The sequence below is a fragment of the Arthrobacter sp. Dra40 genome, from assembly GCF_059091905.1.
In genome coordinates, this window is sequence record NZ_JBNHHB010000003.1 from 1 (window position 1) to 21,636 (window position 21,636).

General features: G+C 68.0%; 20 protein-coding genes. 3 read left to right on the forward strand and 17 right to left on the reverse strand.

Features of this window, described 5'->3' with window-relative positions; genetic code table 11:
* From infB to rimP, 4 genes are all read right to left on the reverse strand, one after another.
* Window positions 1–2,815 (reverse strand): translation initiation factor IF-2 (infB, locus tag AC5RWT_RS02430; RefSeq protein ID WP_494078995.1); only part of this gene is annotated, 2,815 nt, incomplete at its 3' end.
* 162 nt (window positions 2,816–2,977) lie between these two features.
* Entirely contained in the window at window positions 2,978–3,334 is a 357-nt protein-coding gene (locus AC5RWT_RS02435; protein ID WP_494078996.1) for a YlxR family protein, read from the reverse strand.
* 76 nt (window positions 3,335–3,410) lie between these two features.
* A complete protein-coding gene (gene nusA / locus AC5RWT_RS02440) occupies window positions 3,411–4,394 on the reverse strand; it encodes a transcription termination factor NusA (protein ID WP_493939729.1) in 984 nt (327 codons plus the stop codon).
* Window position 4,395: 1 nt separating this feature from the next.
* Window positions 4,396–5,010 (reverse strand): ribosome maturation factor RimP, encoded by a 615-nt coding sequence (gene rimP, locus AC5RWT_RS02445; RefSeq protein ID WP_494078997.1) that lies wholly within the window; start codon window positions 5,008–5,010, stop codon window positions 4,396–4,398.
* Window positions 5,011–5,200: 190 nt separating this feature from the next.
* Between rimP and AC5RWT_RS02450 the strand changes: the two genes are divergently transcribed.
* Both AC5RWT_RS02450 and AC5RWT_RS02455 read left to right on the forward strand, forming a co-directional pair.
* Window positions 5,201–6,187 (forward strand): DUF4439 domain-containing protein, encoded by a 987-nt coding sequence (locus AC5RWT_RS02450; protein ID WP_494078998.1) that lies wholly within the window; start codon window positions 5,201–5,203, stop codon window positions 6,185–6,187.
* Between the two features lie 8 nt (window positions 6,188–6,195).
* A complete protein-coding gene (locus AC5RWT_RS02455) occupies window positions 6,196–7,161 on the forward strand; it encodes an aminoglycoside phosphotransferase family protein (RefSeq protein ID WP_494078999.1) in 966 nt (321 codons plus the stop codon).
* 19 nt (window positions 7,162–7,180) lie between these two features.
* Here the strand turns inward: AC5RWT_RS02455 and AC5RWT_RS02460 are convergent, their stop codons facing one another.
* The 8 genes from AC5RWT_RS02460 to dxr all read right to left on the reverse strand — a co-directional run bounded on the left by AC5RWT_RS02460 (window position 7,181) and on the right by dxr (window position 16,865).
* On the reverse strand, window positions 7,181–7,981 hold the full coding sequence (locus AC5RWT_RS02460) for a sulfite exporter TauE/SafE family protein (RefSeq protein ID WP_494079000.1): 801 nt from the start codon (window positions 7,979–7,981) through the stop codon (window positions 7,181–7,183).
* A complete protein-coding gene (locus tag AC5RWT_RS02465; protein ID WP_494079001.1) occupies window positions 7,978–9,777 on the reverse strand; it encodes a proline--tRNA ligase in 1,800 nt (599 codons plus the stop codon). The genes AC5RWT_RS02460 and AC5RWT_RS02465 overlap by 4 nt, the downstream gene beginning before the upstream one ends.
* Window positions 9,778–9,929: 152 nt before the next feature.
* A complete protein-coding gene (locus AC5RWT_RS02470) occupies window positions 9,930–10,778 on the reverse strand; it encodes a GNAT family N-acetyltransferase (RefSeq protein ID WP_494044801.1) in 849 nt (282 codons plus the stop codon).
* 28 nt (window positions 10,779–10,806) lie between these two features.
* Window positions 10,807–11,973 carry a flavodoxin-dependent (E)-4-hydroxy-3-methylbut-2-enyl-diphosphate synthase gene (gene ispG, locus AC5RWT_RS02475; protein ID WP_494079002.1) on the reverse strand — a complete coding sequence of 389 codons (1,167 nt, stop codon included), beginning with the start codon at window positions 11,971–11,973 and terminating at the stop codon, window positions 10,807–10,809.
* A gap of 93 nt (window positions 11,974–12,066) precedes the next feature.
* A complete protein-coding gene (locus AC5RWT_RS02480) occupies window positions 12,067–12,357 on the reverse strand; it encodes a YciI family protein (protein WP_494044799.1) in 291 nt (96 codons plus the stop codon).
* Between the two features lie 34 nt (window positions 12,358–12,391).
* Complete coding sequence (locus AC5RWT_RS02485) at window positions 12,392–14,125, reverse strand: hypothetical protein (protein WP_494079003.1); 1,734 nt, start codon at window positions 14,123–14,125, stop codon at window positions 12,392–12,394.
* 176 nt (window positions 14,126–14,301) lie between these two features.
* Window positions 14,302–15,654 (reverse strand): M50 family metallopeptidase, encoded by a 1,353-nt coding sequence (locus tag AC5RWT_RS02490; RefSeq protein WP_494044797.1) that lies wholly within the window; start codon window positions 15,652–15,654, stop codon window positions 14,302–14,304.
* Window positions 15,651–16,865, reverse strand: coding sequence for a 1-deoxy-D-xylulose-5-phosphate reductoisomerase (gene dxr, locus AC5RWT_RS02495; RefSeq protein WP_494079004.1), 1,215 nt, complete (start codon window positions 16,863–16,865; stop codon window positions 15,651–15,653). The genes AC5RWT_RS02490 and dxr overlap by 4 nt, the downstream gene beginning before the upstream one ends.
* Before the next feature lie 486 nt (window positions 16,866–17,351).
* Here dxr and AC5RWT_RS02500 point away from each other — a divergent pair, with 486 nt between their 5' ends.
* On the forward strand, window positions 17,352–17,549 hold the full coding sequence (locus AC5RWT_RS02500; RefSeq protein ID WP_494079111.1) for a transcriptional regulator: 198 nt from the start codon (window positions 17,352–17,354) through the stop codon (window positions 17,547–17,549).
* On the opposite strand, the gene AC5RWT_RS02505 is transcribed toward AC5RWT_RS02500, so the two are convergent.
* The 5 genes from AC5RWT_RS02505 to AC5RWT_RS02525 all read right to left on the reverse strand — a co-directional run bounded on the left by AC5RWT_RS02505 (window position 17,546) and on the right by AC5RWT_RS02525 (window position 21,634).
* Window positions 17,546–18,364: an HpcH/HpaI aldolase/citrate lyase family protein gene (locus AC5RWT_RS02505; protein WP_494079005.1), complete on the reverse strand. Its 819-nt coding sequence runs from the start codon at window positions 18,362–18,364 to the stop codon at window positions 17,546–17,548. The two genes, AC5RWT_RS02500 and AC5RWT_RS02505, sit on opposite strands and share 4 nt — an antisense overlap.
* On the reverse strand, window positions 18,361–18,954 hold the full coding sequence (locus AC5RWT_RS02510) for a MaoC family dehydratase (RefSeq protein WP_494044788.1): 594 nt from the start codon (window positions 18,952–18,954) through the stop codon (window positions 18,361–18,363). The genes AC5RWT_RS02505 and AC5RWT_RS02510 overlap by 4 nt, the downstream gene beginning before the upstream one ends.
* The gene (locus AC5RWT_RS02515; RefSeq protein ID WP_494079006.1) at window positions 18,951–19,604 is read right to left on the reverse strand and encodes a CoA transferase subunit B; all 654 of its coding nucleotides are present in this window, start codon (window positions 19,602–19,604) and stop codon (window positions 18,951–18,953) included. Before AC5RWT_RS02515 ends, AC5RWT_RS02510 begins: the two co-directional genes overlap by 4 nt.
* Before the next feature lie 12 nt (window positions 19,605–19,616).
* Window positions 19,617–20,396, reverse strand: coding sequence for a CoA transferase subunit A (locus AC5RWT_RS02520; protein WP_494079007.1), 780 nt, complete (start codon window positions 20,394–20,396; stop codon window positions 19,617–19,619).
* A gap of 74 nt (window positions 20,397–20,470) precedes the next feature.
* Entirely contained in the window at window positions 20,471–21,634 is a 1,164-nt protein-coding gene (locus tag AC5RWT_RS02525; protein WP_494079008.1) for an acyl-CoA dehydrogenase family protein, read from the reverse strand.
* Window positions 21,635–21,636: the final 2 nt, after the last annotated feature.

Sequence of the window (21,636 nt, forward strand, 5' to 3'; positions counted from 1 at the left end):
GGTCGTTGAACGACCCAAGTCCGATACCACATTCGAATCCTTCGCGGACCTCGGTCGCGTCGTCCTTGAACCGCTTGAGCGAATCGACGGTGAGGTTGTCACCGATGACCTTGCCATCGCGGGTGACTCGCGCCTTGGAGTTACGGCGGATGGTGCCCGAGCGGACGATGGAGCCGGCGATGTTTCCGAACTTGGAGGAACGGAAGATCTCGCGGATCTCGGCGGTGCCGAGCTGCGCCTCTTCGTACTCCGGCTTCAGCATGCCCTTGAGCGCCAGCTCGATGTCATCGATGGCCGCGTAGATGACCGAGTAGAAGCGCATGTCCACGCCTTCACGCTCGGCCAGTTCGGCCACCCGCTCGGCGGGCTTGACGTTGAAGCCGATGATGATGGCGTTGTCCACCGTCGCCAGGTTGACGTCGTTCTGCGTGATCGCGCCGACACCGCGGTGGATAACCCGCAGCTGGACATCCTCGCCCACATCGATCTTGAGCAGCGAGTCTTCCAGGGCCTCCACGGCACCGGACACGTCGCCCTTGAGGATGAGGTTGAGGGTATCGACCTTGCCCTCGGCCACAGCCTTGTCGAAGTCCTCCAGGCTGATGCGCTTGCGGCGCTTGGCCAGCGCAGCGTTGCGGTCCGCGGCTTCACGCTTCTCGGCGATCTGGCGGGCGGTGCGCTCGTCGTCGGTCACCAAGAAGGTGTCGCCGGCGCGCGGCACCGTGGACAGGCCCAGCACCTGGACCGGACGCGACGGCTCGGCATCGGTGACCGATGCACCGTCCTCGTCGAACATGGCGCGCACACGGCCGTGGGCGCTGCCGGCAACGATCGCGTCGCCCACCCGCAGCGTTCCGGACTGGACCAGCACGGTTGCCACCGCGCCGCGGCCCTTGTCCAGGTTCGCCTCGATCGCGATACCGCGGGCGTCCTTGTTCGGGTTGGCCCGGAGGTCCAGGGCGGCATCCGCGGTCAGCAGCACGGCCGAGAGCAGGTCGTCAATGTGCAGGCTCTCGCGGGCCGACACGTCGACGAACATGGTGTCGCCACCGTATTCCTCCGGAACCAGTCCGTACTCGGTCAGCTGGCCACGGATCTTCTCCGGGTTGGCGCCGTCCTTGTCGATCTTGTTCACCGCGACGACGATCGGCACGCCGGCCGCCTGCGCGTGGTTCAGGGCTTCAACGGTCTGCGGCATGACGCCGTCGTCCGCGGCCACCACCAGGATGGCGATGTCGGTGACCTTCGCGCCGCGGGCACGCATGGCGGTGAACGCCTCGTGGCCCGGGGTGTCGATGAAGGTGATCTTGCGCTCACGGTCATCGTGCTGGAAGTCGATCTGGTAGGCACCGATGTGCTGGGTGATGCCGCCGTGCTCGCCTTCGCCCACCTGGGTGTTGCGGATGGCGTCCAGCAGGCGGGTCTTACCGTGGTCGACGTGGCCCATGACCGTAACAACGGCCGGGCGCTTCTCCAGATCATCTTCGCCCTCGGCCTCAAGCTCTGCGTCGAGGTCGATGTCGAACGAGTCAAGCAGTTCGCGCTCTTCGTCCTCCGGGGAGACAACCTGGATCTTGTAGCCCAGTTCCACGCCCAGCAGTTCGAAGGTGTCTTCGTCCAAGGACTGGGTGGCCGTGGCCATCTCGCCCAGGTGGAAGAGCACGGTGACCAGCGCTGCCGGATTCGCCTCGATCTTGTCGGCGAAATCGGTGATCGAGGAGCCGCGGCGCAACCGGACAACGGTGCTGCCGTCGCCGCGGGGTACCGAGACACCGCCCAGCGACGGTGCGCTCATCTGCTCCAATTCCTGGCGCTTGGCGCGCTTCGACTTGCGCTGCTTGCCGCGCCCGGCGCCTCCCTTGCCGAAGGCACCCTGGGTACCGCCGCGACCGCGGCCTCCCTTGCCGAAGCCACCGCCGGCCGGCGCTCCACCGGCACCCGGACGGCCCGGGGCGCTGCCCGGGGCACCCGGACGGCCGGGAGCACCACCGCGGCCGGCCGGGGCCGGGCGCTCGGTGCGGTTAGGCATCATGCCGGGAGTCGGACGGGCACCACCGGGTCCACCACCGGGACGCGGAGCACCCGGGCGGGGTGCGCCCGGACGCGGTGCACCCGGACGAGGTGCGGCGCCGCCGGGACGGGGCGCAGCCGGACGCGGACCGCCCTGGCCTGCGGCAGGACGCGGCCCACCCGGACGCGGCATGCCCTGCGAGGTGGCAAACGGGTTGTTGCCTGGACGCGGTGCGCGCTCGGCATCCCGGTCGCCGCCACGGCCGCGGGGCATGCCCTGCGAGGTGGCGAAGGGATTGTTGCCCGGGCGCGGGCCGCCGGGACGCGGAGCACCCGGACGCGCAGCGGCGGGGCCGCCGGGACGCGGAGCGGCAGAGGCGGGCTTTGCTGCCGGAGCTTCAGCCGGCGCCGGAGCTTCAGCCGCTGCGGCAGCAGGAGCTGCCGGAGCCGGCTTGGCCGATTCTGCTGCCGGAGCCGGTGCTGCGGGGGCAGCCGGAGCCGGTGCTGCGGGGGCAGCCGGAGCCGGTGCTGCGGGTGCAGGTGCTGCCGGAGCCGGCGTTGCCGGGGCTTCCGGTGCTGCCTTCGCAGCGGGCTTCGCGCCGGGTTTGGGTGCTGCCTTGGGGGCTGCCGGCTCACTCTTCGGAGCGGCAGCGGGGAAGGCGTCGCGAAGCTTCTTCACGACGGGGGCCTCAATGGTGGATGAGGCGGAACGGACGAATTCGCCCAGTTCCTGCAGTTTGGACACTGCGTCTTTCGAGGTAATACCGAGCTCTTTTGCCAGCTCGTGTACGCGGACCTTGGCCACATTTCTCCTGTCTCGGTCCGCACGAGGCAGGGCTGCCGGGCACGAACCGTCTATTTCTTGCTGCGGCTTTCAGCAGAATCGGCTGAAATACCGCGGGCAGAGCACAATGAAGTACTCATCACTTGGCACTCATCGGGTTTCCATCAGTTTTCTGACCCGCTTTCAGGTTGGACGGTTGGGGTGACGAGGGCCGGCCGTGGTGGCGGCCTCGTCGTGAGCACGGAGCTGATCCACAACGGCACTGCTGTCGACATTGGCCCGGAAGGCCCTGCCGAAGGCACGCCGTTTGACTGCCAGCTCCACACATTCCGGTTCGCGGTGCATCCAGGCACCGCGTCCGGGCCTGCGGCGAACAGGATCGACGACGACGGTGGCAACACCACCGATTTCCTCGACTGCCAGCCGCAGCAGAATGGCCTGGTCTTCCCGGCGCCGGCAGCCTATGCAGGTCCGCTTCGGCGGCACGGCCTCGTGGGCACGCGCCTGCATGGGTTTGTGACTGTCGGGAAACCCGGCCATGGATATTCTACCGCTTCCAGTGCCCGGCCAACGAACCGGGCGTGTTTCAGGCGCGTGGCCTGGTTGGTCTTGGCTTCTACCGCCGTTGTTCTGCGGTGGCAGCGTCCGACACGATGTCGATCCGCCAGCCCGTCAGTTTAGCGGCAAGCCGGGCGTTCTGCCCTTCCTTGCCGATGGCCAGGGAGAGTTGGTAGTCCGGCACCACAACGCGTGCGGAACGGCTCTCGGCATCCGTAATGGTCACCGAGCTGACGCGCGACGGCGACAGCGCGCTGGCGATGAACGTCGCCGGATCCTCGCTGAAGTCCACAATGTCGATCTTTTCGTCGTGCAGCTCGGTCATCACGGCCCGCACGCGGGAACCCATTTCGCCGATGCAGGCACCCTTGGCATTCAGCCCCGGCACATTGGCCTTGACGGCGATCTTGGTCCGGTGTCCGGCCTCGCGGGCGAGGGCAACAATCTCCACGCTCTTGTCCGCGATCTCCGGTACTTCAAGTTCGAAGAGCTTGCGTACCAAGCCGGGGTGCGAACGGGACAGCGTGATCGACGGGCCCTTCATGCCGCGGTGAACATCCACCACGTACGCACGCAGGCGGGTGCCGTGCAGGTAGCTCTCTCCCGGCACCTGTTCGGGCGGCGGCAGGAGTGCTTCGACTGTGCCAAGGTCCACCTGGACCATGTGGGGGTTGTGGCCCTGCTGGATCAAACCGGAGACCAGTTCGCCCTCCTTGCCGCGGAAAGCGCCCAGGACGTTGTCGTCTTCGGCGTCGCGCAGACGTTGCAGGATGATTTGCCGCGCTGTGCTGGCGGCGATCCGGCCGAAACCACTGGGCGTGTCGTCGAATTCACCGACCACGGTGCCGTCGTCGTCCAGCTCTGCGGCCCAGATGGTGACGTGTCCGCTCTTCCGGTCCAACTCGGCACGGGCCCGCTCGATCGACCCCGGGGACTTGTGATAGGCCACCAGCAGGGCCTGCTCGATCGTGGGGATCAGCAGGTCCAGCGGAATTTCGCGTTCGCGCTCAAGCAGCCGCAGGGCGCTCATATCGATATCCATCTCAGGCCTCCTCCTCGTTCGCCAGCTCGCCGTCGGCCTCGCCAGCCAATTCTTCGTCCAACCGCGCAAACTCCACTTCCACCTTGGCGGAGCGGATGTTCGCGAATTTCACCTGGACCGGTTCCCCGGGGCGGGGCTTCATGCCCTTTTTCGGTGCTTCTTCCGTCTGCACGGTCACGCCGTCGCCGCCGACTTCCAGCAGGCGGCCGGTGATGTCGTCACCGGCTACCAGCTTGACCTTGACCAGTCTGCCCACGTTCCGGCGCCAATGGCGCGGCTGCGTCAGCGGCCGGCTGAGGCCCGGCGACGAGACTTCCAGACTGTAGGGCCGGCCGTCGTCCTGCGGGTCCTCGTCCAGGGTCTTGGAGAGAGTCTGTGAAACTTCGGCGATAGCGTCCAGTCCGACGCCGCCGGTCTGGTCCTCAGGCAGGTCAACGATGACGTGGATGGTCCGGAGCGCTCCGGCAACCCGGATCTCCACGTCCTCAAGGAACAATCCGTGGGATGCCACGGCCTGTTCCAGCAGCTCTTTCAGGCGTGCGGCCTCCGCGAACGTGTCGGTACCGGTTTTCCCTCCGGTAGTGGGCACGCCGCCGTGATTGCGCCGCTGGGCCATGCTGTCTCCCTGTTCTGGTGAGTCTGACTTCTAGACTAGCGACTTTACCGTGACTGGTGGCCTCCCGCCGCCAGCTGCCGCTCCCGGCCGTGCAGCGGAAGCCAAAGCCGTGACATCATCGTCAGTTGTGGGATCTACTTCAAGGCGCCGGGACGGCGGACTATCCACGCCATCCCGGGCATGGCGACGGGTGCCGTTGTTGGTGCTCACCGCGGCGATCGTGGTCAGCACCGGCACCGTGGTGGCGAGCATCACCGCTTCCGCGCCACCGCCGAGCACCACCGAGCAGGCACGCCTGGACGCCTTGGCGGGAATTGAGGGCCTGGCGGCTGCCTTTGAGGAGCACGACGACGGCGACTCCCCCACCGCTGCCCTGCTCCACAGCCAAGCCGACCTGCTGACGCTGACCACGTCGTGGCCCTCGGGTTCCCCTGCTGCCGCGGGGAGCACCGGAGATCCTTCTCCCGCAGACTCTGGCGCACCGTCGGCGACGCAGCAGCCCGGCGCGGAAGACTTGGCCGAGCTGGCCGGTGGCCTGCTCGCCGACGCTCGAGAGGCCGATCCAGGACTCGCCCGGCTGCTTGCGTCGATCGGTTCCGCCCTCTATGCCCAAGCGCAGACGCTGCCCGGCGGAACCGATGTGGCCCAGCCATGGGAAGATCCGGAGATACCGCTGGAGCCGGCCGGTTGTCCCGCGGCGGCCCCTGGGGATGGTGAAAGCGGGTCGGCAACGCCCGCTGCGCCGACGACGGCGGAGGCTGTTGCCCGCGTCGTACTCAGCCAGGAACGCTTGGTCTACGCCTATGAAACGGCGTTGCCGCGCCTGGCCGGCGCGGAACGTGGGGCTGCCGCTGCCCGGCTGGCCGCCCATACCGCATTGGCGGAACACTGGCGATCGCTGGCGGTGGCCGAGTGCCTTGACCTGCCGTTGCCCGAACCGGTGTATGCCCTGGGCAGCAAGTTCGCCAGCGACCCGCTGCCGGCACTCCAGGATGCGGAGGGCGCCGCCCTCGCCCCACTGGCCGACCTGGTCTCGCTCAGCGACGGAACGGTCCGGGAACACGCGGTGGCTGGCCTTGCCGAGGCCACCACGGAACTGGCGGCCTCAACCGGCGTGGTTCTGCCCGCACCGGGACTGGACGACGAACTGCTGGCTGCTCCCTCCGCCGCCCCATGAACGCCGACGTGGACCTACCCCCGGGACTGCGCCGCAGCGCGGCCGGTTCCGCTGCCGGCCGGGAATGGCTGCGGGGCTTCAACGACCTCCATGCCGAGGCCATGCGGGACTGGAACCTGCAGCCCGCGCCCGGCGGTCCGTGGTTCGGCCAAACGGCGGCAGTCTTCCCCGTGCTGGCGCCCGATGGTTCTTCCGCCGTCCTGAAGCTGACCCTTCCGCATCCAGAGGCCGACCGCGAAGCCATGGCCCTCCGGCTCTGGGACGGACGCGGCGCCGTCCGGCTGTTGGCCGAACGCGGCCCCTTCGTGCTGTTGTTGGAACGCCTCGATGCCGGCCGGCCGCTCTCAACAGTGGCGCTGGATGAGACCATCGGCATCTGGGGCGGACTCGTCCGGCAATTGCAGCGGCCTCGAGCTTCCAGCCCGGCAGCCAGCTTCGATCAGGTGTCGGCCTTGGCGGAAGAATGGACAGACACTCTCCCGGCCCGCTGGCTGGAGCTGGGCAAGCCGTTCCCGACCTGGCTGATGGAGTGTGCCCTGGAAGTCTGCCAGGTCCGCGGCAGCGTTGGCCGGCGCGAGGACCGCGACGTACTCCTGCACAGCGACCTGCACTATGGGAACATCCTGGCCCGCCTCGATTCCCCGGACCGTTTTGCCGCCATTGACCCCAAGCCGCTGGTCGGCGAAGCCGAATTCGCCGTCGCGCCGATGCTCTGGAACCGGATCCCAGAGTTGTCCGCCGCCGATCCCGGGCGCCACCTCGACAGCCGGTGCGTGGATCTGGCCAAGGCGGCCGGACTGGACCCGGACACCGCCCGGGAATGGGCCGTGGCGCGTGAAGTGGATAATGCCCTGGACTACCTGCAGCACCGCGCGACCGGCGACGCCGCGCGGTCGCTCTGGGTCGCCTCCACGCTGGCCGGCAGCACCCTGCCGGATCTGCCGGCGGCGCACGCCTTGCCGGCACCGGCCTGAGCCGCCGGGCTGCCGCTGCTTATCGGCCGAGCACGTTCTCCTGCAGCACGTCGTAGCCGAGCTTGAGGATCAACGCGGCGACGACGAACAAGAAGACCACCCGGATGAACTTGCTGCCCTGGGTGACGGCCATCCGGGCACCGACATAGCCCCCGGCCATGTTCACCAGGCCCAGCACCAGTCCGAGTCCCCACAGCAGCGCGCCGCTGGGCAGGAAAAAGGCCAAGGCGCCGAGGTTGGTCGCCATGTTGACGATCTTGGCTTTTGCGCTGGAGGCCAGGAAGTTATAGCCGAGCAGCGCCACCATCGCGATGATCAGGAATGAGCCGGTGCCGGGCCCGATCAGGCCGTCATAGAAACCGATGACCAGGCCGATTCCCGCGGCAGCACCCAGGTGCCGGGCGCCCTTGTACCGCAGCTGCGTCAAGGTCCCGGCCGTCGGTCGCAGCGCGGTGAAGACGGCCACCGCAATCAGCGCCACGACGATGATCGGCTTGAAGACCTCGGCCGGCAGGACGGTGGCCACGATGGCGCCGCCGAAACTGCCCAGCAGCGCTACGCCCGCCATCGGAAGGGCCGTTTTCAGGTCGGGATGCGCCCTGCGGTAATACGTGACCGCGCTGGTGGTGGTGCCGAAGATGGACCCCATCTTGTTGGTGGCCAACGCCTGGACGGGGCTGATCCCCGGGACCAGCAGCAGGACCGGCAGCTGGATCAGGCCGCCGCCTCCCACCACGGCGTCCACCCAGCCCGCAGCAAAGCCACCCACCACCACGAGGGCGAGGGTGGCCAGCTGCAGTTCTTCGAGTCCGGACGTCACTTCCCGGCGAGGGCGACCAAGTGCATCGCCGCCATGCCCACCGGCACGTTTTCGGCCTGGCCGGTGGCCCGGTCCTTTACTTCGACCACGCCGTCGGCCAAGCCTCGGCCGACCACCACGATGGTGGGTACGCCGATCAGTTCGGCATCGGAGAACTTCACGCCCGGGGACACCTTGGGCCGGTCGTCGTAGATGACCTCGACGCCGGCCTCGGACAGCTCCTCGGCCAGCTTGTTGGCCGCCTCGAAGATGTCCTCGCCCTTACCGGTGGCGACAATGTGCACCTGTGCCGGGGCCACGTTGCGGGGCCAGACCAGGCCCTTGTCGTCATGGTTCGCCTCGGCCAGGGCCGCCACCGCTCGGGTGACGCCGACGCCATAGGACCCCATCGTCACCGTGGCCAGTTTGCCGTTGCGGTCCAGCACCTGCAGCCCCAGCGCCTCGGCGTACTTGCGGCCGAGCTGGAAGATGTGGCCCATTTCGATACCGCGGGCCGCCTCCAGCGGGCCGGAACCGTCGGGGGCCGGATCTCCTTCACGGACTTCGACGGACTCGATAATGCCGTCCCAGCCGAAGTCGCGGCCGGCGACCAGCCCGAACACGTGCTTGCCGTCCAGGTTCGCGCCGGTGATCCAGCGCGAGCCCGACACCACCCGGGGGTCCACCAGGTAGAGCAGCCCGGTGGCGGACTCGGTTCCCAGCAACGGGGCGTCCGCGCTGTTGCCCGGACCGATGTACCCCTTAACCAAGCCGGGGTGCTGCTTCAGGTCGTCCTCCGAGGCAGCCTCGACCTCGACTTCCCCACCCATCGGCAGGAAGGAGCCGATGTTCGCCTCAACGCGCTTGAGATCGACGGCGCGGTCGCCGGGCACCCCGATGACCACGATGGTCCGCTCGCCGGTGGGCAGTTTGACCGCCAGGACCACGTTCTTCAACGTGTCCGCGGCCGTCCACTCCCCCTCCGCGCGCGGGGCCAACTGGTTGGCCGCGGCCACCAGGGTCTCGATGGTCGGCGTGTCCGGGGTGTCCTTGACCTCGGCGGCCGGTGCGTCGGCATAGTCGATCGGCTCCGGCGCCACGGTGGCGACGGCCTCCACGTTGGCTGCGTAACCGCCCGGGGAACGGACGAAGGTGTCCTCACCGACCACGGTGGGATGCAGGAACTCCTCGCTCTTGGACCCTCCCATGGCGCCGGATGTCGCCCTGACGGTGACGACTTCCAGGCCCAGCCGCTCGAAGATTCTCAGGTAGGCGCGGCGGTGCGCGTCGTAGCTGATGTCCAGGCCCTCGTCGTCGATATCGAAGGAATAGGAATCCTTCATGATGAACTCGCGGCCGCGCAGCAGGCCGGCGCGGGGCCGGGCCTCGTCGCGGTACTTGTTCTGGATTTGGTACAGGGTGACGGGCAGGTCCTTGTACGAGGAGTACAGGTCCTTGACCAACAGGGTGAACATTTCCTCGTGCGTCGGTGCCAGCAGGTAGTCGGCGCCCTTGCGGTCCTGCAGGCGGAACAGACCCTCACCGTATTCGGTCCAGCGGTTGGTCGCCTCGTACGGTTCGCGCGGCAGCAGCGCCGGGAAGTGCACCTCCTGGGCGCCGATGGCGTTCATTTCCTCGCGGACGACCGCCTCCACCTTGGCCAGCACCTTCAACCCCAGCGGCAGCCAGGAATAGATGCCGGGGGCGGCACGGCGGATGTAACCGGCGCGCACCAGCAGCTTGTGGCTGGCCACCTCGGCGTCGACCGGGTCATCGCGCAGGGTGCGCAGGAACAAGCTGGACAGGCGAAGAACCACTGCAGGAATCCGTTTCTCAAGGCTTGGGCCAGCCGGCCCGCGAAAACAACTGCCTTCTAATCTACTGGCTCCGTGCGCATGCTTGCGACAGCCCGCGGCCGTAAGGCAGCTGCCGGCGGATCCTTGACGCGGTGTGGCGGCAGGAACCCGGTCTAGAACAACACGGTGGCGAAGGTGCCGACCTGCCGGAAACCGACCGATGTGTAGGCGGCCATCGCCCGGTGGTTGTAGTCATTGACGTACAGGCTGGCGACGGGGGCGTATTTCCGCGACAGTTCGACGACTGCGGCCATGCACCCGGCGGCCAGGCCCTGGCCGCGGTAGTCGGGGTTCACCCAGACGCCTTGAATCTGCACGGCGGCGGCGCTGACGTTGCCCAGTTCTGCCTTGAAGACCACCTGCCCGTGGCCGTCCCGGCGGATGAGCGAGTGGCCCTTCCGGATCAGGGTGGCCACGCGCTGGCGGTAGTGCTGGCCGCCTCCGGTCAGCGGCGAGTATCCGACTTCTTCCTCGAACATTGCCACGCAGGCGGGCACCAGCACGTCAAAATCGTCCTCGGTGGAGAACCGCACCTGCGGGTCGGCGGGCACGGCCGGGGTGCCCCGCAGTTCGAGCAACGGCTGGTTGGGGCGGACGTCGAAGGCCCGCGGATGCGCGTGCCGGAACGAAGACCAGATGCCCAGCACGCCTTCTGCCGGGCCGAAAATCGAGGACATGCGGCGGTTGCCGGCGGCCAGATGGGCGCCCAGCCGCGCGCCTTGTTCGGCGTCCAGCCCGACCGGGACCGCGTTGACCCCCGCCCAGCAGGCTCCGGTGAGGGCACCGCCGTCGTACATCCCCAAAATCTGGGCCCCGGACGGGGTGGGGCCGGCGGTTCCGGCGGACTCCAGATGGGCAGCCAGAAAAACGTTGGCTACCGGATCGGCGCGCACCAGCTCCCAGAGCGACTCGGTGTCCGCATGCTCCAGCGGCCGGATCCCGGCATACGGATCGGCGGGCACGGCACCGGCCGCACCCGCTGCCTCTCGGCTAGCTGACGTTAACCACGGGGCTACCCTTGACAGCATTTTCGCCATCGGAGTCACCCATTTCCTCGGCAATCCTCATTGCTTCTTCAATGAGTGTCTCAACAATCTGGTCTTCCGGAACAGTCTTGATGACCTGGCCCTTCACGAAAATCTGGCCTTTCCCGTTTCCGGAAGCTACGCCCAGATCGGCTTCGCGGGCTTCACCCGGCCCGTTGACCACACAGCCCATGACGGCGACCCGCAACGGCACTTCCATGCCCTCGAGACCGGCGGTGACCTCGTCGGCCAGCTTGTACACGTCCACCTGCGCGCGGCCGCAGGACGGGCAGGAAACAATCTCGAGTTTGCGCTCGCGCAGGTTCAGCGACTGCAGGATCTGCAGGCCAACCTTGATCTCTTCAACCGGCGGGGCGGACAGCGACACGCGGATGGTGTCGCCGATGCCCCGCGAGAGCAGCGCGCCGAAGGCGGTGGCGGACTTGATGGTTCCCTGGAACGCGGGGCCGGCCTCGGTGACGCCAAGGTGCAGCGGCCAGTCGCCGCGTTCGGCCAGCAGTTCGTACGCGCGGACCATGACTACCGGGTCGTTGTGCTTGACCGAAATCTTGAAATCGTGGAAGTCGTGTTCTTCGAACAGCGAGGCTTCCCAGACGGCGGACTCCACCAGGGCCTCCGGGGTGGCCTTGCCGTACTTTTCCATCAGCCGCGGGTCCAGTGAGCCCGCGTTGATGCCGATCCGGATGGAGGTGCCGGCGGCCTTGGCGGCGGCGGCGATTTCCTTGACCTGGTCATCGAACTTGCGGATGTTGCCCGGGTTCACCCGGACCGCCGCGCACCCGGCGTCGATGGCGGCGAAGACGTACTTGGGCTGGAAGTGGATGTCCGCGATCACCGGGATCTGGGACTTCTTCGCGATGATCGGCAGGGCCTCGGCGTCATCGGCGCTGGGGCACGCCACCCGGACGATGTCACAACCCGACGCCGTCAGTTCGGCGATCTGCTGCAGGGTGGCATTGATGTCAGTGGTCGGCGTGGTGGTCATCGACTGCACGCTGATCGGCGATTCCGAGCCGACCCCGACCGAACCGACCTTGATCTGCCGGGTCTTCCGGCGCGGTGCCAGGACAGGCGGTGGTGAAGCTGGCATTCCAAGATTGACCGAGGTCAAAACGTCCTCCATGTGCCGGTCGGCAGTTGCTGAACAGATTTCATTATCCCCCTCGCGGCACGGCGATGGCACATGCGGCGGGGGTGGTGTGGATCATGCGTAGTCGGCGAACGCGCCGGTGACGGGCGCCCATTCGGTGATTTTCAGTCCGGAGACAAAGTTGTTGACGTTGAACGGATCCTGCTTCAGTTCATCGAGCAGGCTGTTTTCGCTCTCGGCGGTGAAGATCAGCAGCGCGCCGGTGCCGTCCGCATAGGGCCCCGAGGCCAGCAGGCGGCCCTGGTCCACGAAGCTTCCCAGCCAGGCGCGGTGGGCCGGACGGTGCTCGTCCCGGCCGGCCTCCGAATCGGGGGCATACACGTATTCAACGGCGAAAACACTCATGGCCTTCACCTTACCCGGCGCCGGATGGCGGACGTTACTGATAGGAAACGAACCAGGGCGCCGGCTTCACCTCGGTGTAGGTGCGCTCGGGGCTGAACGTTGGGGTGTCCTCGTCGTAGAAGTTCTTCCAGCCCATCCGGATATTCTTCGGCAGGTCATGGCGGAGCGCCCGCCAGGTCTCCATCTTTTGGCCGGGATTGCCATGGCCGTCGGCGTGCAGCACCATGGCCAGTTCCGGGTGTCCGGTCTCCAGCTTCTGCCGGTCCGAGATCATCTGGTACTGGAACTGGTGCAGGATCAGCACCTTCTGGGGAAGCGAGTTTTTCCGGGTCAGCTCCGCCAGCCAGTCGCTGACCTTGTTGATCTCGGCGGCGCTGACCGATCCGATCTGCTCCATGTGCCGCTCCCCCTTGCCCAGCCGCCATTCCGGATCCAGCGCGAGTCCCACATGCGGTTCCTTCAGCAGGTCCGCATACAACTTGGCCTGGGCCAGGAAGTCCGATCGCCCGGGCTGCAGGTCCAGCACCACGTACACCCCTGCTTTGCCGGCGGCATCGATCCAGGGGCGCAGTTCGTCCACATCCGTCTCCGCCGAATAGTCGCCGTCCTTGCCGGCCGACGAAGAGGCGATCGTGGCGATGATTTCGAACGCCGGAACCACCGGTTCCTTGCTGTGCGGCTGGTAGCGCTTGGCCAGTTTCTTGGCGCGCTGGACGGACTCCTTGATGCCTTGTTCGCCGAGCGCGCCGAGGGCGGGTCCCGCGGGATGTCCGTACAGCGCCACCATCCGCCGCGAGGGGAACACTAGTTGGCCCCCGCCTGGTAGTTCCGGCACTTCCAACGCCGCCTGGACCCGGCGGCCAAACGTGTCATTGTTCCCGAAAGCTTTGCCGATGCCGAGCACCCGACGATCCGGCTCTGCGCGGAGGAAATCGATGGTCGCGCTGCTCTGCCGCGGATCCGCTTTCGGGTCCTCGAAGACGCGGGCGCCGGCCGCCTCTGCTACCGCCAGCGTGGCCGGATAGTCCTGCTCGCCGTCCCGATCGATCAGCACCGAGGCGGCCGCTGGCTCCGCCGCGCCGTCGGGCAGGTTGAGTTCTCCGTCCGGCGGCAGGACCTCAACACCCGGCAGCAGGGCGGCCCACCCGGTGATGCCGCCGTCGGAACCGGTACCGGACCCGGCAGCTGCGGCGGAGGTGGAGCCGGAAGCGGAGGCTGAGGCGGCGCCGGAGGTGGAGGAATCGCCGTCCGGCGAGCTGGCGGCAGCGTCATCCGCCGCACTGCTGGGGTTGGCGGCGGGATCCGCCGGCGGCTGCCCAAAGACCTTGACCTGGCGCACGCCAAGCCGCTCCAACTCGCTTTCCAGGCCCTCGCCGGCCAGCAGCAGTGGCACGCCCAGCGGCACCGACTCGGCCTCTGCGGCAGCTACCGCCTTGGCATCGTCCGCCGCGGCCACGAACGCCACCGGACTGGAAGCGAACAACGCCTGGCTGGCGGCCAGTGAGGCTTGCGCATCGGAGCCAGGAATGACCTGAGGTTCGGCTGCTGCCGTGTTCAACTGCACCCGGCCCGGGGCAGCAGCGCTCGACGCGGCTGGCGAGCCCGACCCCGGTGCTGCGTCCGGAACGGTGCAGCCCGCCAGGGCCACGGCCACTGCCAGTGCTCCGGCGACGCCGGCCCCGACCCGTGTTCGGCCGTGCGCCTTGGCCGACCGGATGGCGGACCGGTGGCTCGGTTCGGTACGGACTGTCCGCTGTGCTGCGCTCACGGAGTGTGGCTCCCTTCGCCGGTTCGGGCCAGTCTAACCACGGCTGCCCGGCCACCCCAGCCCCATGACGGCGCGCCACGCGGCCGGGGCGGCAATCGCCGTCGTCGTTCAGCAGGGCAGCGTTCGGCGGGTCAGCATGACGGCGCGTCCTCAGCCCGGTGGTTGCCGTGCAGGCGTCAACCGAAGATATTGACCGGTTTGACGATGTCCGCGTAGATCAGCAGCGCGCCCATGCCCATCATCACCACCGCCACCACGTAGGTCAGCGGCAGCAGCTTGGCAATGTCCACCGGTCCCGGATCCGGGCGGCGGAACAACTTGGCCACGCCCCGGCGCACGGCTTCCCAGAGCGCGCCGGCCACGTGGCCACCGTCCAGCGGCAGCAGCGGGATCAGGTTGAACACGAACAGGGCCAGGTTGACCGAGCCGACCAGTCCGATCAGGGTGGCGGCCCGCGCCTCGAACGGAATTTCATGCATCGAGCTGATCTCGCCGGCAATCCGGCCCACGCCCACCACGCTCATTGGCCCGTTCGGGTCGCGGGGAGCATCGCTGAAGGCGGCTTCGGCCACGTCGGCCAGCCGCTGCGGAAGATGCAGCACCACGCCGGTGATCGCCTGCAGGTTCTCCCCCACCGCCGGAAGCACCTCGGTGGCTGGCCGCGGCACCAATGCCGTGACGGCACCCATGCCGACGAAGCCGGCCTGTTCGGTCACCGGCTCGCCCTGGCCGTCCAGCACCGGCTGTCCGGCGTCGTCGTACACCGGGCGTTCGGTGAGGATCGGGGTGATGCTCGTCTGGATTTCCTTGCCGTCGCGCAGCAGCGTGATGGGCGTCTTCTCCCCCGCGGCCTCCCGGATCCAAGCGGTCAGCTGGGTCCAGTCGGTGACCGGTTTCCCGGCGAAGGCGGTGACGGTATCGCCGGGCCGGATGCCGGCCGCCGTGGCCGGGGCCTCGGGGTCGCTGGGCAGGCAGTCGGTCTGCCCGGTTTCGGCGGCTTGCGACGCCGGGACCACGCACTTGTTGACCTGCGAAATGGTGGTGGTGGCCTGCGCGGTGCCGAAACCCACCAGCACAATGCCGATCAGCACCGTGCCGATGACCAAGTTCACGAACGGGCCGCCCAGCATGATGATGATGCGTTTGTAGACCGGCAGCTTGTAGAACATCCGGGTCTCGTCGCCGGGCTGCAGCCGCTCCGCTTCCGCCTGCCGGGCGTCGTTGGCCAGTTGCTGGAACATGCCGGTGCTGGACCGCCGGACGGCGCCGGCGCCGTCGTGGCCGTCCTTGGCCGGCGGGTACATGCCGATCATCGAGACGTAGCCGCCCAGCGGGATGGCCTTGACCCCGTACTCGGTCTCGCCCCGCCGTCGGGAAAAAAGGGTCTTGCCGAAGCCGACCATGTACTGGGTCACCCGCACCTTGAACAGCTTGGCGGGCAGCAGGTGGCCCACCTCGTGCAGGGCGATGGACACGGCGATGCCGACGGCCACGAAGAGGACGCCGAGAAGGAAAAGCAGAATGGTCACAACATAGCCAAACGTTCGTGGGCCCGCGAGCGTGCCCAATCTTCTGCGGCCAGCACCGTGGCCACGGTCGGTTCGCCGGACGGCGTGTGCTCTTCCACCACGTCCGCGACCGTCTGCACGATCTGGTCGAAGCGGATCCGGCCCTCGTGGAAGGCATCCACGGCCTCTTCATTGGCCGCGTTGTAGACGGCCATGAAGGTGCCGCCGCGGGCAGCCGCCTCCTTGGCCAGCCGCACCGCGCCGAACACCTCTTCATCCAGCGGCTCAAAGGTCCAGCTGGTGGCTTGGCTCCAATCGCAGGGCCGCGCCGCACCCGGCACCCGCTCCGGCCAGGCCATGCCGAGCGCAATCGGCAGCCGCATGTCCGGCGGCGAGGCCTGCGCAATGGTGGATCCGTCGGTGAACTGCACCATCGAATGCACCACGGACTGCGGGTGCACCACCACATCGATCCTGTCCAGCGGGACGTCGAAGAGCAGGTGCGCCTCGATGACTTCCAGCGCCTTGTTGACCATGGTTGCCGAGTTGGTGGTGACCATCCGGCCCATGTCCCAGGTGGGGTGGGCCAGTGCCTGCGCCGGGGTGACGCCGCGCAACTGCTCCTTGCTGAAGCCGCGGAACGGGCCTCCGGAAGCGGTCACGATCAGCCGGTCCACCTCGCCCGCCGTGCCCGAGCGCAGCGCCTGGGCAAGCGCCGAATGTTCCGAATCCACCGGCACGATCTGCCCCGGCCGCGCCGCCTCCCTGACCAGCGGACCGCCCGCAATCAGGGACTCCTTGTTCGCCAGGGCCAGCACGTGCCCGGCTCCGAGCGCCGCCAGCGTCGGCGCCAGGCCGATGGACCCGGTAATGCCATTAAGCACGACGTCGGCGTCCTGCCAGGCGGCGATCCTCGCCGCGGCGTCGGGCCCGGCAAAGAGCTCCGGCGAGTAGCCGGAGACTCCTGCGTCCGCCGCTGCCGTCTTGATGGCCGTCGCCAGGTCATCCACCGTTCCGGCGGCGGCGCCGACGGCCTGCGCCCGGGTGTGGACAGCCTGCCGGGCCGCCAGTTCCAGGTTGCCGCCGGCGGCGAGCGCCGTGACCTCGAAGCGTTCCGGGGCCGCGTCCACCACGTCGATGCCCTGCGTACCGATCGACCCGGTGGAGCCCAGCAGCACCACCTTGCGACGGGCGGGTTGCGTGGCGGCGTGGGGCGGATCGCGGAACTCCATGCGGTCAATTATCCAGCACCGCGGCGGCTCCGAGTGAGCTCGTCCGTTGGCGCCGGTGGCGTGCGTTGTTCGGGAGACTCCTTGGCTACTAGAGCACCCCGCCGCGCCGAGACCTTCCTCTAGCGCCGAGATCTCCCGCTGGCGCAGAGATCTCCCGCTGGCGCCTTCCCCCCTAGCGCCGAGATCACCGCCTGGCTTCGAGATCACCGGGTACAGGGGGTGATTCCGACGCTATCCCCTGTGCTCGTGGCGAGATGACCCTCTGTAACAGGACATCTCGACGGCAACCCCTGTCCTCGACCGGCGCAACCAGTTACAGCTGTCTGCCATAACCCACCCGGCACTGGGACAGGGAAAATCCGCCAGGGCAGGGTTGGTGGAACCTGCCCCGGCGGCGAAACCGTGCTGAGGTGAAACAGGTGGCCCTCAACGCGTGCGGCGCACTGACCGTGCGGCGCGCCGGAGTCAGGGCTGTCCCTGCCCACCCTGGAGGCTGTCATCGCGGATCTGAACGCTACCGGGTCTGCGTCGTCGGCTTCCGAGGTCGCCGGCCGGCTTGGGCTGGCACGCGTGAGTGCTCGGCGCTATCTGGAGTACCTGGTGTCGCGCGGCGAAGCCCGGATCACGCCGCGGTACGGCGCCGCCGGCCGGCCGGAGAAGTTCTACCTGCTGACCGGCGGCTAGGAACTCATCTGCCTGGCCCGCCGCAGGGTCAGCTCCGCGTGCTTGAGCAGCGGTCCGTCGATCATCTTGCCGCGGAACCGGAAGGCGCCAGGTTCGTTGGCGGCGGCTGCCAGCAGGGCGGCCGCGTAGTCCGCCTCCGCCTGGCCGGGACGGTAGGCGCCCCTGACGACGTCGGCCTGGCTCGGATGGATGATGGCCTTGGCCGCAAAGCCCGACGCGGCCGCGTCCTCCGCTTCCGCCGCCAGCCCGTCCAGGTCCGCTATGTCGATGTAGACCGAGTCGATCGCCGCCTTGCGGTGGGCGCCGGCCGCCAGCAGCACCTGCGAGCGCGCCTGCCGGGCGACGTCCCGGTAGGTCCCGGACGCGAGCCGGCTGGAACTGCCGCCCAGCGAGGCGACCAGGTCCTCGGCGCCCCACATCAGCGCCGTGACATTGACGCAACCGGCCAGCTCGGCGGCACGCAGCACGCCGAGGGCCGTCTCGCAGAGCGCCACCACCGCATACTCCCCCAGTCCCTGCACCGCCGACGGGTCCTCCGCTTTGGCCAGCATGATGGTGCGGTAGCCGGACCGGCCGACGGCCGCCAGGTCCAGGGCGTGGTCCGCGGTGCCGACCGCGTTGACCCGGACCATGGTCCGGGCCGGATCCAGCGGGTGGCCGAGGATGGCGTCCCGTGCCGCGGCACGGTCCGCCGGCGCCACCGCGTCCTCCAAGTCAAGGATCACCGCGTCGGCGCGTTCGGCGGCCTTTCCGTAGCGGTCCGGCCGGTCTGCCGGACAGAACAAGATGGCCGGCCCCATCTCGAAGTCGGTCACCGGTGCCCGCCTTCGGGCCGGCCGTCCCACAGTTCGGCGTCGCTGGTTTCCGAGCCCGCAATGGCGGCGGCGTGGCCGTCCTCGGTCCACATCAGGCAGCTGCGCGTCACCGTCGCCACCACATCGCCGTGCTGGTTCCGGCCGGTGTGGTGCATGGTCACCACGCCGGTCCCGGGCCGGGACTTGGAGAGCCGCTTGTCCGTGACCACCGTCTCCGTATACAGCGTGTCCCCGTGGTAGAGCGGATGTGGGAAGGTCACGTCCGTGAGGCCCAACTGCGCCACGATGGTGGACTGGGTCAACTGGCCGACCGACTGGCCCACCACCGTGGCGAGGGTGAACATGGAGTTCATCAGCCGCTGCCCGAACGGCTGTTGGGCCGCCCAGGCCGCGTCCAAGTGCAGGGCCTGGGTGTTCATGGTGGCGGTGGTGAAGAACACGTTGTCCGCCTCCGTGACGGTCCGGCCCGGACGGTGGGCGTAGATGACATCCGCCTCGATCTCCTCGAAGTACAGCCCGCGCTGGATGATCACCTTCTGGGCACCGGCTGCTTCGGAGGGGGTAGCCGCCGCCCCGGCGTCGGTATTCACCGGGCACCTGCCTGGAGCTGGTCGATCCGGAGGTCGGCGCCGGTGGCGGCCACCACGTCCTGGACGTCCACGCCCGGGGCCGTCTCGCGCAGCACCAGGCCCTGCTCGGTGACGTCGATGACGGCGAGATCGGTAATGATCTTGTCCACGCAGGCCTTGCCGGTGAGCGGCAGCGTGCATTCGGTGAGGATCTTGGGGTTCCCGCTCTTATCCACGTGCTCCATCATGACGATCAGCTGCTTGGCACCGAAGACCAGGTCCATCGCTCCGCCCATGCCCTTGACCATCTTGCCCGGGATCATCCAGTTGGCCAGGTCCCCATTCTGCGCCACCTGCATGGCACCGAGGACGGCCACGTCCACGTGCCCGCCGCGGACCATGCCAAAGGATGCGGCCGAGTCGAAAATGGCCGCACCGCGGTTGAGCGTCACGGTTTCCTTGCCCGCGTTGATCAGGTCCGGATCGAGCTTGTCTTCGGTGGGATAGGGTCCGACGCCCAGTATGCCGTTCTCCGAATGCAGGATGACTTCCACATCGTCAGGAATGTAGTTCGGAATCAGCGTGGGCATCCCGATGCCGAGGTTGACGTACTGCCCGTTTTCCAGCTCCTGGGCCACGCGAGCGGCCAGCTCGTTGCGCGTTAGTGCCATGGCGTGCTCCTTCTACTTCCCGGTTGCGCCGGTGCCCCGGCCGGCCAGCTGCACCGTGCGTTTTTCGATCCGCTTTTCCACGTCCGGCGCCAGCACCACTCGCTGGACGAAGATGCCCGGCGTGTGGATCTGCTGCGGATCCAATTCGCCCGGTTCCACCAGTTCCTCCACCTCCGCAATCGTGATCTTGCCGGCCATCGCGCACAGCGGATTGAAGTTCATCGCCGTGACGTGGAAAACCAGGTTCCCCAGCCGGTCGCCCTTGGCGGCGTGGACCAGCCCGAAATCCGGACGCAGCGATTCCTCCAGCACGTAGTCGGCGCCGCCGAAGCTGCGCACCTCCTTGGGTTCCGATGCCATCGCGACCGACCCATCGGCGTCGTACTTGCGCGGCAGGCCTCCCTCGCTGATCTGGGTGCCGACCCCGGCCGCTGTGTAGAAGGCAGGGATCCCGGCACCGCCGGCGCGCAGCTTCTCCGCCAGCGTGCCCTGCGGAGTCAACTCCACTTCCAGCTCGCCGGCCAGGAACTGCCGGGCGAATTCCTTGTTCTCACCCACGTAGGAGCTGATGGTGCGCCGGATCCGGCCATCCGCCAGCAGCACGCCGAGGCCCCAGTCGTCCACGCCGCAGTTGTTGCTGATGGTCTCCAAGTCAGTGGTGCCCGCGTCGTGCAGCGCCTGGATGAGCGCCACCGGAATGCCGCACAGGCCGAAGCCGCCCACCGCCAGCGAGGCGCCGTCGGGGATGTCCGCCACCGCCTCCGCGGCGGTTGCTACTACCTTGTTGATCACTGAGTCCTCCTCGGTCTTGCATCCGGTCCCTGATCTCCACGCGGGCCCGGCACCCCTTGGTCGATCACCGGGGGTTACAGGCCCAGCTCGCGGGCAATCAGCATGAGCTGCACTTCGGTGGTCCCTTCCCCGACCTCCAGGATCTTCGAATCGCGGTAGTGGCGGGCCACCCGGAACTCGTTGATGAAACCGAAGCCGCCGAAAATCTGGGTGGCATCGCGGGCGTTGTCCATGGCGGCTTCGCCTGCCACCATCTTGGCAATCGCGGACTGCGTTTTGAAGTGCTTGCCGGCCAGCATCCGGGCGGCCGCGTCGTAGTAGGCCAATCGGGCGGTGTGCGCACGGGCCTGCATCCGGGCGATCTTGAACTGGATGGCTTGGAAGGCGCCGATGTTGGTGCCGAAGGCCTGGCGCTCCTTGGCGTAGCGCACCGCCTCATCCACGCAGCCCTGCGCCGCGCCGGTGGCCAGCGCCGCGATGGCGATCCGGCCCTCGTCGAGGATTTGCAGGAAGTTGGCATAGCCGCGGCCCCGTGCTCCCAGCAGGTTCTCCTCCGGGACGCGGACGTTGTCCAGCGTGAGCGGATGCGTGTCGGAGGCGTTCCAGCCCACCTTGTTGTAGGCCTTCTCGGCGGTGAAGCCCGGGGTGTCGGTGGGAACCAGGATGGTGGAGATTTCCTTCTTGACCGAGCCGTCTGCGCGCTCGGAGGTGCCCGTGACGGCGGTGACGGTGACCAGCTTGGAGATCTCGGTGCCGGAGTTGGTGATGAACTCCTTGTGCCCGTTGACCACCCACTGCCCGTCGGCCAACTCGGCCCGCGTCTTCGTGCCGCCGGCGTCCGAGCCTGCCTCGGGTTCGGTCAGCCCGAAGCCGGCGAGCGCTTCGCCGCTGGCCAGCATCGGCAGCCACTGCTGTTTCTGTTCCTCGGTGCCGAAGCGGTAGATCGGCATCGCGCCCAGCGAGACTCCTGCCTCCAGGGTGATCGCCACCGATTGGTCCACCGCACCGAGTTGTTCCAGCGCCAGGGCGAGCGCGAAATAGTCGCCGCCCATTCCGCCGTACTCCTCCGGGAACGGGAGTCCAAACAGACCCATCTCGCCCATCTGTTCCACCACCTTGTACGGGAAGCTGTGCTCCTCGTCGTGCTTGGCGGAGACCGGTGCCACCACCTCGCGGGCAAAGTCGCGGACCGTCTCCACCAGGTCCTGATGGTCCTCGCTCAGGGAAAACTCAGGCATGG

Coding starts and splice junctions, on each gene's coding strand:
- AC5RWT_RS02515 (WP_494079006.1), bottom strand. CDS start 19,604: ATGGCACTAACGCGCAACGAGCTGGCCGCTCGCGTGGCCCAGGAGCTG.
- rimP (WP_494078997.1), bottom strand. CDS start 5,010: ATGGCCCAGCGGCGCAATCACGGCGGCGTGCCCACTACCGGAGGGAAA.
- nusA (WP_493939729.1), bottom strand. CDS start 4,394: ATGGATATCGATATGAGCGCCCTGCGGCTGCTTGAGCGCGAACGCGAA.
- AC5RWT_RS02480 (WP_494044799.1), bottom strand. CDS start 12,357: ATGAGTGTTTTCGCCGTTGAATACGTGTATGCCCCCGATTCGGAGGCC.
- AC5RWT_RS02525 (WP_494079008.1), bottom strand. CDS start 21,634: ATGCCTGAGTTTTCCCTGAGCGAGGACCATCAGGACCTGGTGGAGACG.
- dxr (WP_494079004.1), bottom strand. CDS start 16,865: ATGGAGTTCCGCGATCCGCCCCACGCCGCCACGCAACCCGCCCGTCGC.
- AC5RWT_RS02435 (WP_494078996.1), bottom strand. CDS start 3,334: ATGGCCGGGTTTCCCGACAGTCACAAACCCATGCAGGCGCGTGCCCAC.